At 58.2% G+C, this 15,446-nt stretch carries 17 protein-coding genes; 7 read left to right on the forward strand and 10 right to left on the reverse strand.

Going from position 1 to position 15,446, the window contains the following annotated elements; genetic code table 11:
- The first annotated feature begins 219 nt into the window (after positions 1-219).
- The 5 genes from FHT86_RS32945 to FHT86_RS38535 all read left to right on the forward strand — a co-directional run bounded on the left by FHT86_RS32945 (position 220) and on the right by FHT86_RS38535 (position 2,520).
- Positions 220-744, forward strand: a complete 525-nt coding sequence (locus FHT86_RS32945) for a hypothetical protein (protein WP_133711123.1) — start codon at positions 220-222, stop codon at positions 742-744.
- A 154-nt stretch (positions 745-898) separates the two neighbouring features.
- Positions 899-1,063 (forward strand): DUF1328 domain-containing protein, encoded by a 165-nt coding sequence (locus FHT86_RS32950; RefSeq protein ID WP_133711124.1) that lies wholly within the window; start codon positions 899-901, stop codon positions 1,061-1,063.
- A 616-nt stretch (positions 1,064-1,679) separates the two neighbouring features.
- Positions 1,680-1,886, forward strand: a complete 207-nt coding sequence (locus FHT86_RS32955) for a CsbD family protein (RefSeq protein ID WP_133711125.1) — start codon at positions 1,680-1,682, stop codon at positions 1,884-1,886.
- A 183-nt stretch (positions 1,887-2,069) separates the two neighbouring features.
- A complete protein-coding gene (locus FHT86_RS32960; RefSeq protein WP_133711126.1) occupies positions 2,070-2,288 on the forward strand; it encodes a hypothetical protein in 219 nt (72 codons plus the stop codon).
- Between the two features lie 109 nt (positions 2,289-2,397).
- On the forward strand, positions 2,398-2,520 hold the full coding sequence (locus FHT86_RS38535) for a hypothetical protein (RefSeq protein ID WP_281413749.1): 123 nt from the start codon (positions 2,398-2,400) through the stop codon (positions 2,518-2,520).
- A 143-nt stretch (positions 2,521-2,663) separates the two neighbouring features.
- Here the strand turns inward: FHT86_RS38535 and FHT86_RS32965 are convergent, their stop codons facing one another.
- The 3 genes from FHT86_RS32965 to FHT86_RS32975 all read right to left on the reverse strand — a co-directional run bounded on the left by FHT86_RS32965 (position 2,664) and on the right by FHT86_RS32975 (position 4,453).
- On the reverse strand, positions 2,664-2,927 hold the full coding sequence (locus FHT86_RS32965) for a hypothetical protein (protein ID WP_133711127.1): 264 nt from the start codon (positions 2,925-2,927) through the stop codon (positions 2,664-2,666).
- Between the two features lie 37 nt (positions 2,928-2,964).
- Positions 2,965-3,630, reverse strand: coding sequence for an acyl-homoserine-lactone synthase (locus FHT86_RS32970; RefSeq protein WP_133711128.1), 666 nt, complete (start codon positions 3,628-3,630; stop codon positions 2,965-2,967).
- A gap of 79 nt (positions 3,631-3,709) precedes the next feature.
- Complete coding sequence (locus FHT86_RS32975) at positions 3,710-4,453, reverse strand: LuxR family transcriptional regulator (protein WP_133711129.1); 744 nt, start codon at positions 4,451-4,453, stop codon at positions 3,710-3,712.
- A gap of 126 nt (positions 4,454-4,579) precedes the next feature.
- Here FHT86_RS32975 and FHT86_RS32980 point away from each other — a divergent pair, with 126 nt between their 5' ends.
- Together FHT86_RS32980 and fba are read left to right on the forward strand one after the other, a co-directional pair.
- Positions 4,580-4,789, forward strand: a complete 210-nt coding sequence (locus FHT86_RS32980; protein ID WP_133711130.1) for a hypothetical protein — start codon at positions 4,580-4,582, stop codon at positions 4,787-4,789.
- Between the two features lie 696 nt (positions 4,790-5,485).
- The gene (gene fba, locus FHT86_RS32985; protein ID WP_133711131.1) at positions 5,486-6,550 is read left to right on the forward strand and encodes a class II fructose-bisphosphate aldolase; all 1,065 of its coding nucleotides are present in this window, start codon (positions 5,486-5,488) and stop codon (positions 6,548-6,550) included.
- A 112-nt stretch (positions 6,551-6,662) separates the two neighbouring features.
- Here fba and FHT86_RS32990 read toward each other — a convergent pair whose 3' ends face one another.
- From FHT86_RS32990 to FHT86_RS33020, 7 genes are all read right to left on the reverse strand, one after another.
- Complete coding sequence (locus tag FHT86_RS32990; RefSeq protein WP_133711132.1) at positions 6,663-8,423, reverse strand: glycerol-3-phosphate dehydrogenase/oxidase; 1,761 nt, start codon at positions 8,421-8,423, stop codon at positions 6,663-6,665.
- 59 nt (positions 8,424-8,482) lie between these two features.
- Positions 8,483-10,012 (reverse strand): FGGY-family carbohydrate kinase, encoded by a 1,530-nt coding sequence (locus tag FHT86_RS32995; RefSeq protein ID WP_133711133.1) that lies wholly within the window; start codon positions 10,010-10,012, stop codon positions 8,483-8,485.
- 90 nt (positions 10,013-10,102) lie between these two features.
- Positions 10,103-10,945 (reverse strand): DeoR/GlpR family DNA-binding transcription regulator, encoded by an 843-nt coding sequence (locus tag FHT86_RS33000; protein ID WP_133711134.1) that lies wholly within the window; start codon positions 10,943-10,945, stop codon positions 10,103-10,105.
- A gap of 170 nt (positions 10,946-11,115) precedes the next feature.
- On the reverse strand, positions 11,116-12,066 hold the full coding sequence (locus FHT86_RS33005; protein ID WP_133711135.1) for a D-ribose ABC transporter substrate-binding protein: 951 nt from the start codon (positions 12,064-12,066) through the stop codon (positions 11,116-11,118).
- A 115-nt stretch (positions 12,067-12,181) separates the two neighbouring features.
- A complete protein-coding gene (locus FHT86_RS33010; RefSeq protein ID WP_133711136.1) occupies positions 12,182-13,234 on the reverse strand; it encodes an ABC transporter permease in 1,053 nt (350 codons plus the stop codon).
- Between the two features lie 23 nt (positions 13,235-13,257).
- Positions 13,258-14,802: a sugar ABC transporter ATP-binding protein gene (locus FHT86_RS33015; protein WP_133711137.1), complete on the reverse strand. Its 1,545-nt coding sequence runs from the start codon at positions 14,800-14,802 to the stop codon at positions 13,258-13,260.
- Positions 14,799-15,446 (reverse strand): DUF2291 domain-containing protein, encoded by a 648-nt coding sequence (locus FHT86_RS33020; protein ID WP_133711138.1) that lies wholly within the window; start codon positions 15,444-15,446, stop codon positions 14,799-14,801. The genes FHT86_RS33015 and FHT86_RS33020 overlap by 4 nt, the downstream gene beginning before the upstream one ends.

A 15,446-nucleotide genomic window follows, 5' to 3' on the forward strand; every position in this document is an offset into this window, starting at 1 on the left:
CCGATGATTTCCACTGTAGCGGCCGCGCCATTTGACGCGATAGCTGTGTTGGTGAATTGCATGGTGTCCTCCGATGAAAGATGGCTATAAACGGCAGATTGTTCATGAAGTTCCCGGCGCCTGCCGTGGCGGCCGTTCGCCGGTTATCAATGGTGTTGCCACGATGATGACCGATTTGCGTGGTGTTCCCTTCTCTTCGGGCAATGGGACCACTTACGTATGGAATGGATCAATCGCTACATCGATCAGCCGCTGCTTGATGGCGCGGCCAATTGGCTTCGAACTTGGCATCTTTATTCCGGACAGCCCCCGGAGCGCCTCGAGCCGACCTGGCATCTCGCTGTGCTCTCGGTTCTTTTAATTGCCGCTCAATATTTTCTCCACGGCTCCGGGTTGCTGCTCAGCGCTTCGGCTCTCATCATGCTCGCGCTTCCTTCCGTATGGAAACTCCTTTTCTCAATGAGAAAGACAGATACATATGGCCGACGAGAATATACCGTACTCCGGACATATGCATTCACAAGACGGGAGACAGAATGGTCAGTAAGAATGACCGTCTTGTTCGTGTCCGCCGGTCTTCCGTTCTTCGCCGGATCCGATGACTCGACGGGCGCGTATTACTTGTTCGGAGCAAGCATCTGGTTCGTACTGACGGCGCCTGTCAAATTCTACCTTCAGGCAGCGGAACCGCCGGAACCCAATGAAGGCGATAGATCATTCCAACGTGCTGTCGAATTTGGATAGCCTGCGAATAGTTGCCGTCAAACCTGTTTATCGCCGGCATCCGTTGGCTCCGCTTGAAAGATCAATGCCATAGCCAGGTTGGCGCAGGCATGACGTCTGGGAACCAATACCGATGAGCTCCGTTATCTCCCACATAGTTCGAAAGGAGACCACGATGCTCTACTATGCTCTGGTGTTTTTTGTTGTGGCGCTGATTGCCGGTGTTCTCGGATTTGGGGGCATCGCGGGCGCTTCTGCTTCGATCGCGCAATTTCTGTTCTTCCTTTTCTTGGTCTTGTTCATCGTCTCGCTGGTAATGCGGGTCGTGCGGCGACCATAAAAGTAGGAATGAAGTAGCGTCTCTAACAACGACCCGGCTAAGGGACTGCAGTCCCGCCATGAAATCATTGTGCAACGTTCAGTTCTTTAGCCGGGTTTTCCCAAATGTGCTGGAACTTTCCCACCTCCTACCGGTCTTGAAGGCGGGCGGCAGGGGCGCGCCATCACGTCCCATGAACCAAGCAGCGACGCCTGACCTGCCGCTTGCGTGCCCAGCTTTGCGGCGGGCCCAAAGAATAGCGGACACGAAGTCCTAGACTTTCCGATGATCGCTTCGGACGGCAGAAGGCTCCCTCTCAGACAAAAAAAGCCCTATCCGGTGATGGATAGGGCGAATGATAATCCAGCTGTCGGGCGCGGGCACGTCCGACGGTTGATTTAGAACATATTATTATGACAACTTCTATACGTCGTTTGACTTACCTGATTGGATGGAAGCATCCTGACGGCAGATTTTCGCAAGTCCATCTGGCCTGTTATCGACGCCGTCGATGCGCTTCCCCTCGCCTCGTCATCAGACGCAACTTTTCGCCATTCGCGGCAGTTTTCTTTTCCGAACAAAGCTAGCCAAGCTGCGTTATCTCTTTATGAGCAACCGAGATAACGAGGAGAAAATCATGGATTGGAACAGAGTTGAAGGAAATTGGAAGCAGTTGAAAGGAAAGGTAAAAGAGCAGTGGGGCAAGCTCACCGATGACGACCTTGATCAGATCGACGGTCGCCTAGACCAGCTCGAGGGCAAGATTCAGGAACGCTATGGTTTGGAAAGAGACCGTGCGCGGCGTGACATTGATGACTGGTACGGTCGACAGACTTGGCACTAAACAGACTTGGCACTAACAAGTCGCGTTACCCCAATTGCCCCGCTCCGGCGGGGCATTTTTTTCGATTCCTGGCGCTCGCTTCCAAGCCCCGCGATAACACTTCTGTGATACTCACGATGGCCAGGTTGACTCGCAATATGCGCGTCCTAAGCTTCACTTCGGAAATATTATTGAGGTGTCGCCATGACTTATTTCGAGGAGACGCGAAGAATAGCGTGCGAAAATGACGCCGGGCGCCGCATCGTCATTATCGAACAATTAAAATGGCCCAAGTTTACCTTCTCGGATCGGCCGGGCGGTCCCGTGTTCGACTACATGACGGAAGACGGTCAGATCGCCAACAAGCTGGACGACGAGAATTTCCTTTTGCTTCTCACAGACGAAGTTTTCCATCGGGCATAGCGGAATAGGCAAGACGCTGCAGCGAAGTCGCAAGCTTCGCACATCCCTCATACAAGATACTCCTAATGCGCCGTCTAAATCGGTGCGAATAAAGAAGGGGGATATAGTGATGGGCTACGACTGGGATGGCGTGAAATCACGCCGCATGCGGGTATTGAAGCTTGGTATATCGCTGTTCATCTTTGCCATGACCCTGGTGGGACCGACAATGTTTTTCCTGCATTTTCGCTGAGGTTGCCGCTTCCACCTGAATGGCCGACCCAAATCGACACGTTGCTTCGGTCGATATTGCTATTTTTGTTAGCCATCCCGAGAATGGGTCGACGAAGACGCCGACCCAATGACATTTGATGTCCCGACGCCTACATCAGGGGTTTAGGTGTGAGGGAGAACGAGCAGGTTCTCTCTGCCGTTCCTCATCGCGATACGCGCTTTCTCGCGAACAAGCCCTCCTAGGTCGATATCCGGGTCACGCTCCGGATCCAGACCATCCCAGTCCAGTGCCACCTGCAACAGCGCCATATTCGTCAGGTGGACAAGGTTGCGAAGCTGTAGCGCTTCGGCTGCCTCCTTCGCTGTGGAAATCAGCCGGAACATTCTGACAAATTCACGCACTCTCAGACTATCGTCGTCGGGCATGGGCGCCTCCTAATTCCAGACACGAAGGTCAGGTTTCTCATGCCGCCATCTCCAACAGTCGGGTCGCAACGGATCGTATGGGTTTGGGCCGAACATAGAGCGGAGCCGACACGTCGAGCATGTGCCGCATGTTCGCGAGGACGCGCTGCGAGACCTCGAATGCACCACAGCAAACAGGATATCTCCCATATCCGTCGCAACGGCCAAGTTCATCGACTTCGGCACCTGCCCGCTTGTACACTCGCTTGAGATAGGGTTCGTAGTTGGAAATCATGGTGTGAATGCCGTGATCGAGTGCGCATTCACAAAGTGCGAGCAACAACAGACTGAATGCCCGGCCAGCATCGATATCGGGAAAATCACTTGCGATGGCAGCTTCATCGATACACATGCGCGTCCCTTCCCAGATCCCCGGGGCAACGAGGTCAGTTGCTGCTGGAAACGTTTCTCTGAAGACGTCGTAGAGAAGCGTCGGCCCTGTCGTGGGCATTAGCCGTATCCCGCCATAGAACCGCATCCGGCGCTCGTCGCACCAAACAAGATAGGCAGGGCCGAGCGCGTCATAGCTATCGCGTTCGTAGGGTCCGATGACGGTTACGTCCCAGCCGAGCGTATCCGCAAAGATCGTCTTGCGAAGGCGGAACATCTGATCGAGGATGCTCGCATATTTATGATATTCATGTGCTTGAATAACTATGAACATTTTCGCCTCCAACAGTTTCTGTCGCAAGGCAAGGATGAGCCGGAAAACCGTGATCGCAAATTCCCGCAAATGGAGCCCCTCATTTGAGGGGATATGTCAGGGGAGTGATGATACGGAGCTGCACGGCCTTCGTTGTAGCAGCCGAGAGGGTGGCGCAACCCAGCTTGAACCGCGCCGTCTTTAGATAATCCCGCGTCGTATGTTCGGAGATGTCGAGGATCAGCGCGATGTCCTTATAGTCCTTGCCAAGTGCTGTCCAGTGCAGGCACTCGATTTCCCTTGGGCTCAAGGATGGTACTGGATCATGCTCGCCATAAAGTTCCAGCACAGCTTTGCCGTGGATGAGATGCGCGAGTTCTGTCCATTCCTCTCGGCAACTTGTGACCAACTCTTGCCAACTATCAACCGGCAAACCAGAGTTGATTGAAAGCAACGACCGACGTCTAGCCTTGTCAGCGACGGGAATGGAATAACCATTGCCGCCGAGACCATGTTTCTGAGCGTCGACCAATAGCGCATAGGCCTCCGGCGTAGGTTCCACCTCGCTCCAGTCGAACGGAAGTTGACGAAGAAAGCCTTCCCTAACAACGGGATCAATCTTGACGTAGCCATTGAGAAGATATCGAGAGACCCAGGCATCAGGATAGGTGGTGCGAACAAATGGCGCGTCGATCGTATCCATGATGGTCTGCGCGAGATGGTAAGTCACGTAGTCGACATCGTATGCCGCCTGCAGAGACCGAATGGCGGCGTCGACTTTGGACGCCGTTTTGATCTCGTTGAAGACGTGCTCGAATCTTGGGTTGTCGGAAGTTCCCCGCATGACTCATGACCCAGCTGCGCCACCATCCTACCGCGAGATTGGTTCCACAAACAAGGGGATCTCCCCACATATGAGGGGAATGACGTCTGCAAAGGTGGTCCGCTATCCTGATGTCAGGAGAGCGATATGGGCCAAGCGGACGAAGCCGAGCAGGCGGTGGGCCACGCCGCCAATGGACTAAAAACGAGCTGGCACGATATGGCCGGCTCGGAAGCGTTGATACGGGCACTGATCGCCGAACGAAGCCAACGAACAAACGAGGCTCTGTTCTGGATTCGGGTCTATCGTGCTCTGTCCTCCGAGGCCATCGACACAATCCCCCCTTTTTTACGATGAAAGCTGCCAGGGCTCCGGACATGACTTGCAAGCCGAGCGGCACCGCCCGCGACACGACGCGCAGCGCGACCTTCAGGAAACATGCTGGCGGCCCGCCGTGAGTTCGCCCCCTTCCCGTCAAGTCGCTTGGTCGCTTTCAACCGATCCTGAACGTTAAGTCACACGGTTGCTGCCTGCGAGGCTCAAGCGCCGGCAAATTTGGCGTTGCTGTTGACGTCCTGCACGATAGTCGGTTCCCGCTGTGCATCTCTAACCCTCAAATGTCGGGGGGCACGAGACCTCACGGATGCATCTTCGGCCACTCGCTGGCGAACCAATCCCATCACACGGAAATTGAGGCGAGTTTGCTCGACCTGCAGCAAAAAGGCCGAATAGCCTTTTCTCGGAAAAAATGCATGAAAACGCATAATAATCAAATTATTAGCAAAGTGCGCCCAAAAGTGTAGAGAGGTATTCTCGTTTGACACGGCAGAAGGACTGAATTCTGTGCGACTTTCACGACGCAAAACAAAGTGTCACAAATTATGTGATCTTGTTAGTTTACGCTGTTATGAATTTTGGTGGGATGCTATGAGCCTTCCATGAAGTTTTCGGGACGTTCCTGCGACCTCAGAGCCACGCTCCGATGCAACCGAAATGACATCCCGACAGTATCAAATGATCGCAATCGCTCGCAATGGCAAAGGGAGAGCTTGAATGGCACGCATCACGTTGAGGCAGTTGCTCGATGACGCCGCAGAACATGGCTACGGCGTACCCGCTTTCAATATCAACAACATGGAACAGGCACTCGCCATCATGGAGGCCGCCGATGCCGTCAACGCGCCCGTCATCATGCAGGCATCACGCGGCGCCAGAGCCTACGCCAACGACATCATGCTGAAGCACATGATGGATGCCGTCGCTGAGATCTACCCTCACATCCCGCTTTGCGTCCACCTGGATCACGGCAACGACCCGTCCAGTTGCATGACAGCCATTCAAGCCGGCTTCACTTCGGTAATGATGGACGGTTCACTGAAGGCCGACGCCAAGACGCCGGCCGATTGGGAATACAATGTCGGCGTGACAAAGACGGTCACCGATATGGCGCATCTCGGCGGCATCTCGGTGGAAGGTGAACTCGGCGTGCTCGGCTCGCTGGAGACCGGCATGGGTGAGGCCGAGGACGGTCATGGCGCCGAAGGCAAGCTCTCGCACGACCAGCTTCTCACCAACCCCGACGAGGCGGTCAAGTTCGTGCGGGAAACGAAGGTCGATGCCTTGGCGATCGCCATGGGCACCTCGCACGGCGCCTACAAGTTCTCCCGTAAGCCCGACGGCAAGGTGCTGGCGATGAATGTGATCGAAGAAATCCATCGCAAATTGCCAAATACCCATCTGGTGATGCACGGCTCGTCCTCGGTTCCGGAAGAACTCCAGGAGATCATCAACAGGTACGGCGGCCAGATGAAGCCCACTTGGGGCGTGCCAGTCGAAGAGATCCAGCGTGGGATCAAGAACGGTGTGCGCAAGATCAACATCGATACCGATGGCCGCATGGCCATGACCGGCCAGATTCGCCGCGTGTTGCAGGAAGACCCGAGCGAATTCGACCCACGCAAGTATATGAAGCCCGCCATGGCGGCGTTGACGAAGCTTTGCAAGGAGCGGTTCGCGCAGTTTGGAACGGCGGGCCATGCTGCCCGTATTCGGCCGCTCCCTGTCACCGAGATGGCCAAGCGCTACAAGTCCGGCGCGCTCGACCCGGTCTTCTCCTAAAGTCGTTCCAGGAAAACCGCTGAGCGGTTTTCCGTCCGGAATTGTTCAAAACAAAAAGATGCAGCGGCTCGGCGATTCCTTTGAACGCCGGGCTAATCCACAGGATGGCACCTCAGCCGGAAGCCGGGCCTGCAGTCGTTCTGGCTTCCGAAAACAGATGCGCCGCGGCGTCATCGAGCCGCCGGCCATGAAATTTTGACATGATAGCGGTGACGTCTTCGATCTCGGCTGCGAGCCTTTGTTCCGTCCATCCAAGCGCTTCGGCAGCAATTGCACCGATGTCGCGCAACCCTTGCATGGTCAGCGCGCCTTCGATCGCAAGCGTTGTCCGCCGGAACACCACGTCCGACAGGTGGATGACGAATTCTTGCCGCACGATCCAGTCGATCTCGAGAGCACTGTAATGCGGAGCCCCGGCGAGGCGCGCGGCATCAGTGTGTGCCGATGGATAATCGAGGATCGCTGTGGCGGTGGTGCCGTAGCGGCTCAAGAGCTGGTCGATCCGGCCCGGCGCTGCACCGGTTCGCTTCGCAACAGCGCGCACCCATTCTCCGCGCGCCGTCGAATTCGCCGGGAAATCATGTCCGCCGCCGATCGCAAGATGTTTTGTGGATTGGCTCCGAGTGCGGTTCAGTCGCTGGAGCACAAGATCTGCAACCTCCTCGGCAAAGCCGCGGAAGGTCGTCCACTTGCCCCCCACGAGCGAGACGATCGCAAACGGACGATCTGACTGCGGTTCGATCACCGGAGCGGAATGGTCGCGGCTGATCAGTCCCGGCGACGATGCGTCCGAAGCCGGTAGAGGGCGAATGCCGCTATAGCTATAGACCACCTGGTCCCGCCCGAAGCGAAGACCCGGCAGCAGCGACTGGACGCTTTCGAGGAAATAGTCGATCTCTGGCTCTTCACACCGGACGTTGTCTGGATCGTCGCTGGGAATATCCGTCGAACCGACCAAAGCAAGACCGAGATAGCTATAGACGAGGCAAATACGGCCGTCGTCCGCTTCGAAGTAGATCATATGGCCGTTCAGTCCGCGCACGAGCTCGGGGTGGTCGAGCAGGATATGCGAGCCTTTCGTGCCACCGATCAGGCGTGAGGGGGCGCCGAGTGCGTCGTTGACGCGGTCGATCCAAGGGCCGGCGGCATTGACGACAAGCTTCGGAGCAACCGAAAATGTTGTACCGTCGGCGCGGCTGAAGCTGAGCCTCCCCTCGACCGAAGACGTCAGCGTGGTGAAGTTCGCCGCCAGCGCGTTCTTGTTGGCTTGAAGCCCATCCATGACCAGCTCGTAGACGAGTCGTTCCGGCCGGCTGATCTTGGCATCGTAGTAGATGCCGCCCGCGACGATATCAGGGGTGACATACGGCATTTCCTTGAGCGCGCGCTTCTTCAATATGAAGCGGTGGCGCGGCATGACCCGGTTACGCGACCCGAAAAAGTCATAGAGCGCAAGCCCGATCTTGATGAGAACGGCGCCGCGGCTGCGGGGCGCTGTCGTCGAGCCCGTCAGTGTGCGCAATGCCGCCCATATGCCTCGCGTCCACGAGAAAATCGGGATGAAGGTCGGCAATGCCTCGACGCAGTGCGGCGCGTTCTGAAGGAGGAGATTGCGTTCCAGCGTTGATTGGGCAACCAGGCCGAACTCACCCGTCTCCAGATATTTCAGACCGCCGTGAATGAGGCGCGAAGGCGCGGCGCTTGTTCCCGATCCGAAATCGGCCTTGTCGACGATGAGACAGTTGATCCCCTGGGCAGCAAGATCACGAAAAAGCCCAGCGCCGTTCACACCGGCACCGAGAATGACGACGTCTATGTCCTTGTCCGGCAATGTCGCAAAGCGTTGTTTCAGATCGGCGGCGATATCGGTCATACCATTGTTTCCTACTGAACTACCGTCAGCGCGATCTGCCCGCGCGGCGGTCAATTGTCCTAGTCGCGCGATTCAGCGGACGCGAGGCGGCCGATCTTCGGCCAGATTGGCGTCATCGCCTCGGCGATCTCACGAAACAGATCGTATCTCTCGCGATAGTGGATGCTGCGGGATACGTCTGGATGGCAGGTTCTGGCGATCTTGCCGACATCGCGGGGATCGCTCTGCGGATCGGCATAGAGACCGATGCCCGCACCTGCGCAAAGAGCCGCGCCCCAGGCCGCTGCCTCGTCTGTCTCCGTCACCGTCACCGGAATGCCAAGGACGTCGGCGAACATCTGGACGACGGTCGGATTGCGGGAAACGCCGCCGGCAAGCCGCGCCTCCCCAAAGGCGAAACCATCACGCAGCGCATCGACATGGATCTTGTGGTTGAAGGCAATTCCCTCAAGGACCGCCCGCAGCATGTCGCCGCGATCATGCCAGCCACCCAGGCCGAAGAAGCCAGCGCTTGCAGAAGCGCCATAGGGCGAGCCGAACAGATAAGGGTGAAAAAGCGCCGTCGAGGGACGCGCGAACGCAGCGTCTATCTCGTGCGCCAGCAGCGCATGGATCGACCCACCAGACGCCTCGCTGCTTGCGCGTTCGCTGGCGCAAAGCCGGTCAAGGAACCAATCGTAGTTCGCCGTCGATGCCGGAGAAATCGACATATTGTTCCACTGACCGGGCGCAATGGCATTGCGGCAGAACCAGCGTCTGTCGACGCGCGGCTCGGAAGACAAGGTTTCGTTGATCGAGTATGTGCCGGCAATCACCGCAACCACGCCTGAGGCGTAGCCACCCGCACCGAGAGCCGATGCGGTGACGTCGTGCAGGCCGGCCACGACGGGTGTTCCCTCGGCAAGGCCCGTGCGTGCAGCGGCCGCCCGCGTCACATGGCCGACGATCTCGTCGGAGCGCGAGGCCGGCGGCAGGGCATCGGCCAGCGCTTCCAGCCCGAAGAGCCTGAGCGCATCCTGCGAATAATCCTGGCTTTGGACATTGGTGAAGGAGGTGCTTGCCTCCGTCCGATCGGTGCCGATGACCTCGGTCAGGCAGAAGCGCAGCCAGTCCTTGCAACTCATGATATGGCCGATCTCCGCAAAGCGGGCCGGTTCCTTTTCCATGATCCAGGCAAGCAGCGCCGATGGCGCCGAGACATGCGGCAATTGCCCGGTAAGCTCTATCGCTTCATCTGCAACCGGACTTTCGAGCCAGCGATCGACGACGTCTCCTGCCCGGCTGTCGAGCGACAGGATCGCACGACCCAGCGGCCTGCGAGACCGATCGAGCATATAGATGCCGTCGCCGTGAGCGGTTGCCGCAACCGCCTTGATATCGGACGCCGGGCGCTTGCTGAGGCTGATCGCCTCGGCGATCGCGTCCGCCGTCGCCGTCCAGAGCTCATCCATGTCCCGTTCGATGTGCCGGGCTTTCGGTATGAACTGCGTAACGCGCCGGCGCGCCACCGCAATCGGCGTCCCGTCGACATCGAAGATGACGGCTTTGGTGACGGTCAGACCGCTATCAATTCCGAGCAGACTCGGCATTCTCATTACTCCGGATAGTGGAAAGGCCGCAGGCATGATCCGGGCGGCGAATGGCCGGCCGCTCTCCGGCCCCGGCTGTCATCGCCACCCTCATGATCGGCCTCCATCGCCCCTGGCGATGACGACGTTGATATCTTTGGACCGCATACGATCGATGTGAACGGCCGGCGTCTTGTCATCGACAACCACTGCGTCAAACTCGCTGAGTGCCGCGAAACTGTGCAACGCGCGCCGCTCGAATTTCGTGTGATCGGCAAGAAGGATGCGCTTGACGGCGCTGTCGAACATCGCCCGTTTCGTGTCAACTATTTCCGGCGACTGATGGAAGACGATGTCGTCGGTGATCGCCGACATCGAAATGAAGGCGGTATCGGCCCTCAGCCGGGTGATTTCGTTGATCGTCATACGGCCCATGAAGGCGTTGCACCAACTATAGTATTGACCACCGAGGGCCAGAAGCGTCACGTCATGCATCCCCTTGAGCGTGTTCATGAGGGTCAGCGAATTGGTGATCACCGTCAGCGGGACCTTGGCGGAGAGATGGGCGGCCATTTGCAGCACGGTGGTGGAATCATCGAAGAAGATCGCCTGGCCTGGCTCCACGAACCGCATCGCCGCAGCGGCTATCGTTTTCTTTTCGGCCGCCTGCCGATTTGAACGGTAGACGTCGCTCGATTCGATAAGGCTGGTTGCGGCGGCTGTGACGATGCCGCGCGTCTTGCGGAAAAGGCCGCGGCTTACGAGCTCGTCAACATCCCGGTGAGCGGTCATCAGACTGATGCCGAACCTATCGGTCAGGTCCTCGATACGCATGGAGCCTTCCGTCATGACCGCCTCGGCAATCATCTGCCGGCGAACGAGCTGGCGGGTGTGCCGGCTGTCACTTGGCAATTCGTCCAAGAGGGATGCTCCTAAGCCTGTCTTCTGTGTCACTTGAGCCTCTGCCGCTGAATCTCGTCGATGTCAGTTTCGTACAGCGAATGCAGTGCGAAGGCAAAAAGAGGAGATAGAACAACCCTTTGCATTGCGCATGTCTTGGCCGCCTTCTGCGAACTTCCAGCGGCTGAATGAAGGGGCGCCGCTGCCGGCGCCCCTTGTTGTCATCACTGCGACAGGACGAACGGAGCCGTGTACTTGTCCACATTGTCCTTGGTGATCAGGATGCAATCGAAGAGCTGCTTTTCGCTCTTGGCACCCGTGCTACCCGTCTTGATGACGTTGTCGGCCTGCTTGACAGCTTCCGCGGAGAACGTCGCGACCGGCTGCAGCACCGTGTACTGCAGTTCGCCGGCCTTGATCGCGGCAACCGCGTCCGGCGAACCGTCGAAGCCGCCGACCTTGATCTTGGCGAGCTTACCTGCTTCCTTCAGCGCGGCGATCGCGCCGAGCGCCATTTCATCGTTACCGGAAATGACGCCGATAATGTCGGGGTTGGCCTGCAGCATGGACTGCATCTTGTCGTGGCCCTGGGTACGATCCCAATTGGCAACTTCCTTCGCGACCTTCTGGAGGTCCGGATACTGCGTCAGCACCGTTTCGTAACCGTTGGAACGGGTTGCGGCATTGTTATCGGACGGAGCGCCGAGCAGCTCGGCGTATTTGCCCTTGTCGCCGACGCTTTCGACCCACTGCTGGGCGCCGAGCGCAGCACCCTGCGCATTGTTGGAGACGAGCTGAGCCTTGGCGAGACCTTCCTGGTTGATTTCAGCGTTGACCAGGACGACCGGAATGCCGGCAGCCACAGCCTTCTTCACAGCGCCGACCGAGCCGTCAGCATTCGCTGGGTCGAGGATGATGGCGACGGACTTGTTGGTGATTGCGGTGTCGATCAGATTGCTTTCAGTGTTGGTATCGCCTTTGTGGGCACTGACGGTTGCCGTGTAACCCAGCTTCTCGGCCGTTGCCTTGGCGATATTGCCTTCCGTCAACCAGTACGGGTTGGCCGGATCATTGACGATGATCGTCATCTGACCGCCGGCGGCCCATGCGGCTCCGGTCAGAAGCGGCGCCACCGCGACAGCCGCCATAACAATGCGCAAACCTTTTCTAAACATTAGTCTCTCTCCCATTTGATGAGCTCAGATAATGCCGGCGAACCGGCGGTGCTTTCCGCAATCGGCAGGCTGTTCGAAGCAGGTCCGCCGTCGTGGACAAGTTCAGTTGCGATCGTCAGGCCGACTTGGTCCGACGTCCGTATTGGATGCTGTTCATGAGGACGGCGAGCACGATGACTGCACCGGTAAAGACGGTCTGCCAGTAGGCGGACACGCCGATGATGACGAGACCGTCCGACAGGAAGCCGATGACGAAGGCACCGAGCATCGTACCGCGAACGGTGCCGCGGCCACCGGTCAGCGCCGCTCCGCCGATCACGACTGCTGCGATTGCGGTCAATTCATAGGTCGTGCCTGCCGTTGGGCCGGCCGAGGTGAGCTGCGACGACAGGACCAGGCCGGCAATGGCGGCACAGACGCCAGAAAGGACGTAGACGATGATCTTCACCCGCTTGACCGGCACGCCCGACAGGTCGGCCGCGCGTTCATTGCCGCCGGAAGCATAGAGCCAGCGACCGAAAGCGGTGCGGCTGAGAACGATGCCGCAGATGATGGCCAGCGCCGCCAATACGATGACGCCGATCGGAATGCCTGCCAGGCGGTTGAAGCCGAGCCAGTCAAAGCCGGTATTGCCGAGTTCCGGACGGCCGCCGAGATTGTTGTAGGTGAGACCGTTGGTCATCAGCAGCGCGACGCCGCGTGCAACATAGAGAACGCCAAGCGACGCCACGAAGGCCGGTACGCGCAGATAAGCGATCAGTATGCCGTTCACCGCTCCGACGACCGCGCCAAGCGCGCAGGTGATCACGACGACCGCCCAGACGGGCGGATACAGGATGACGCCGAAACTCGACAGCGTCACGCCTTGCATCAGGAAACCGGCGATACAACCCGCAAGCCCCAGCGTCGAGCCAACGGAAAGGTCGATGCCACCATTCAGGATCACCAGAAGCATGCCGATCGCCAGAATGCCGAAAATCGCGACATGCGAGGCCATGATCAGGAAGTTGTTCAGCGTGAAGTAATAGGGCGACAGAAAGGAAAAGACTGCGATGATGACGATCAGCGCGAAGAACGCGCGGCCTTCGAGGATCAACCGGATAAGATTGGTGTTCCGCTTCTGCCCGTTCGCAACCGCTTTCTTTTCAGTGATATTCGTGACTGACATAATCAGTGCTCCATAATTGCCGGCTAGTGCGCGACCACTGCTTCGCCCGAGGCGGCCATGATTTTCTCTTTAGTGACGTCGGGACCGAATTCGGCGGATATCCTGCCTCGGTGCATGACGATGATGCGGTGGGCAATGCTGAGGCATTCGCCGACTTCCGAGGTCGAATAGATCACCGCCAGACCGTGTTTGGCGCGTTCGGCCAAAAGCTTGAATACTTCCGCCTTTGCACCGACGTCGATGCCTCGGCTCGGTTCGTCGAGCAGCATGACCTTGGGCTCGGTCGCCAGCATCTTGCCGATCACGACCTTCTGCTGGTTGCCGCCCGAAAGTGAGCCGATTGTCGCGTCGCCGCCGTCCGTCTTGATATGAACCTTGCGGATGGAATCGTTTACCAGCTCCCGTTCGCGCCCGCCGGAAGTGAGCAATCCTTTCGTGAACGCGGCGATGCTGGCGAGCGAAAGGTTGGAGCCGACCGTCATCGTCTGGACAAGGCCATCACGCTGGCGGTCTTCAGGCACCAGTACCAAGCCGTTGGCGATGCGTCCGGCGATGTTGAGATTGGCGACATCGCGGCCTTCGAGGAGAACCCTGCCGCCACTCGATCGAAGGCGTCCCGCGACGCATTCGAGCAGCTCGGTACGCCCCGCGCCCATCAAACCATATATGCAGACGATCTCGCCGGCGCGGACCTGCAGCGAAAGACGATCCACCGCCTTATAGGCAGCGCCGGAAGGGCCTGGAACAGTCAAATCCTCGAGCGCAAGTGCTACGTCACCGATCTTGTGGCCGGTCGGCGGACTTCCGAGATCGAAGTTTTCACCGACCATGTTGCGAACGATCCATTCAAGATCGATGTCCTTGCGATCGGCATAAGCTGTCATGTTGCCGTCACGCAGCACGACGGCATGGTGGGTGATCTGAAGCGCCTCTTCGAGATGGTGGGAGATATAGACGATGGAGACGCCGCGGCTCGTCAGATCGCGAATGACCTTGAAGAGAACCTCCACCTCGCTGGCGCTGAGCGCCGAGGTGGGCTCGTCCATAATGAGGATACGCGAATTGACCGACAGAGCGCGCGCGATCTCGACGATCTGCTGCTGGCCGAGGCGTAGATCCTCGACGGCGGTCAACGGATCGATCTCCTCCTCGAGCTCCGCCATCAGTGCGCGTGTCTGGCGCTCCTCTTCGGCAAAGTCCACGCCGCCACTCTTGATGATCTCGCGACCCATGAAAATATTGTCGCGGACATTGAGATTGGGAGCGAGGCTCAACTCCTGATGGATGATCGAAATACCGCACTCGCGGGCATGGGTGGAGGAGGAAAACGAAACAGGCTGACCGTCGAGGACGATCTCGCCGGAGCTCGGCTGAACGACGCCAGAGAGGATCTTCATCAGCGTCGACTTGCCCGCTCCGTTTTCACCGAACAAAGTGGTCACCTGGCCGCGATGGATGTCGAAATTGACGCCCTTCAGAGCATGAACGTTGCCATAGGATTTTGCGATGTTGCGGGCGGCAAGAACGACCTCGCCCCGTGCGCCCTCATTTTGCGGCGCTGCACTCATTTGACTTCGACCTTGACCGGAGTGACGAGCCAGTTTTTGGGATTGATGAGCTTGAAGACGCCGACGATCGATGCCGTCTTGCCCGAGAGATTTTCCACGTCAAGACCGGCAAGAACGGTCTTCTTCATCTCATTGTTGATTGCCGAGCCGGCATCCTGGTACTCGATCTGATTGGTGAACTGGCCGAATTCGATAGCGCCCGTGGCATCGCGCAGGTCGGTGCCGTTGACGGCCGGACCTGTCTGGACGCGCACGACGACATCGCCCGGCAATCCGTCGACCTTGATCTCGTTGTAGTTGGCCTTTCGCGCGCCGAACACGCCGGTCAGCGAAACCGGGATGACCGGACCTGTGCTCGTGGCTACGCCGTATTTGTCACCTGCCGCCTTCTTGTCAGCCGCGATCGCGTTGGCGAGATCGACAGCATTGACTGCACGTTGCTCGACATTCGCCACCACCTTCGGGAATTCCTGAGCGCCATAGGCCTCCGGTGAGAACGCCTGCTCGCGCACGTCATGAACGGAGCCGATCTTGACGACGGTCGTGTCGAAAGCGATCGCCGCTACGACGATCACAACCGCAGCCACGCCGGCCAATAACGTGAATTTCGGCTTGGAAGCCGCGTATTGAATTTGTGCACTCAT

The sequence above is a fragment of the Rhizobium sp. BK313 genome, from assembly GCF_014193655.1.
GTDB lineage: Bacteria > Pseudomonadota > Alphaproteobacteria > Rhizobiales > Rhizobiaceae > Rhizobium.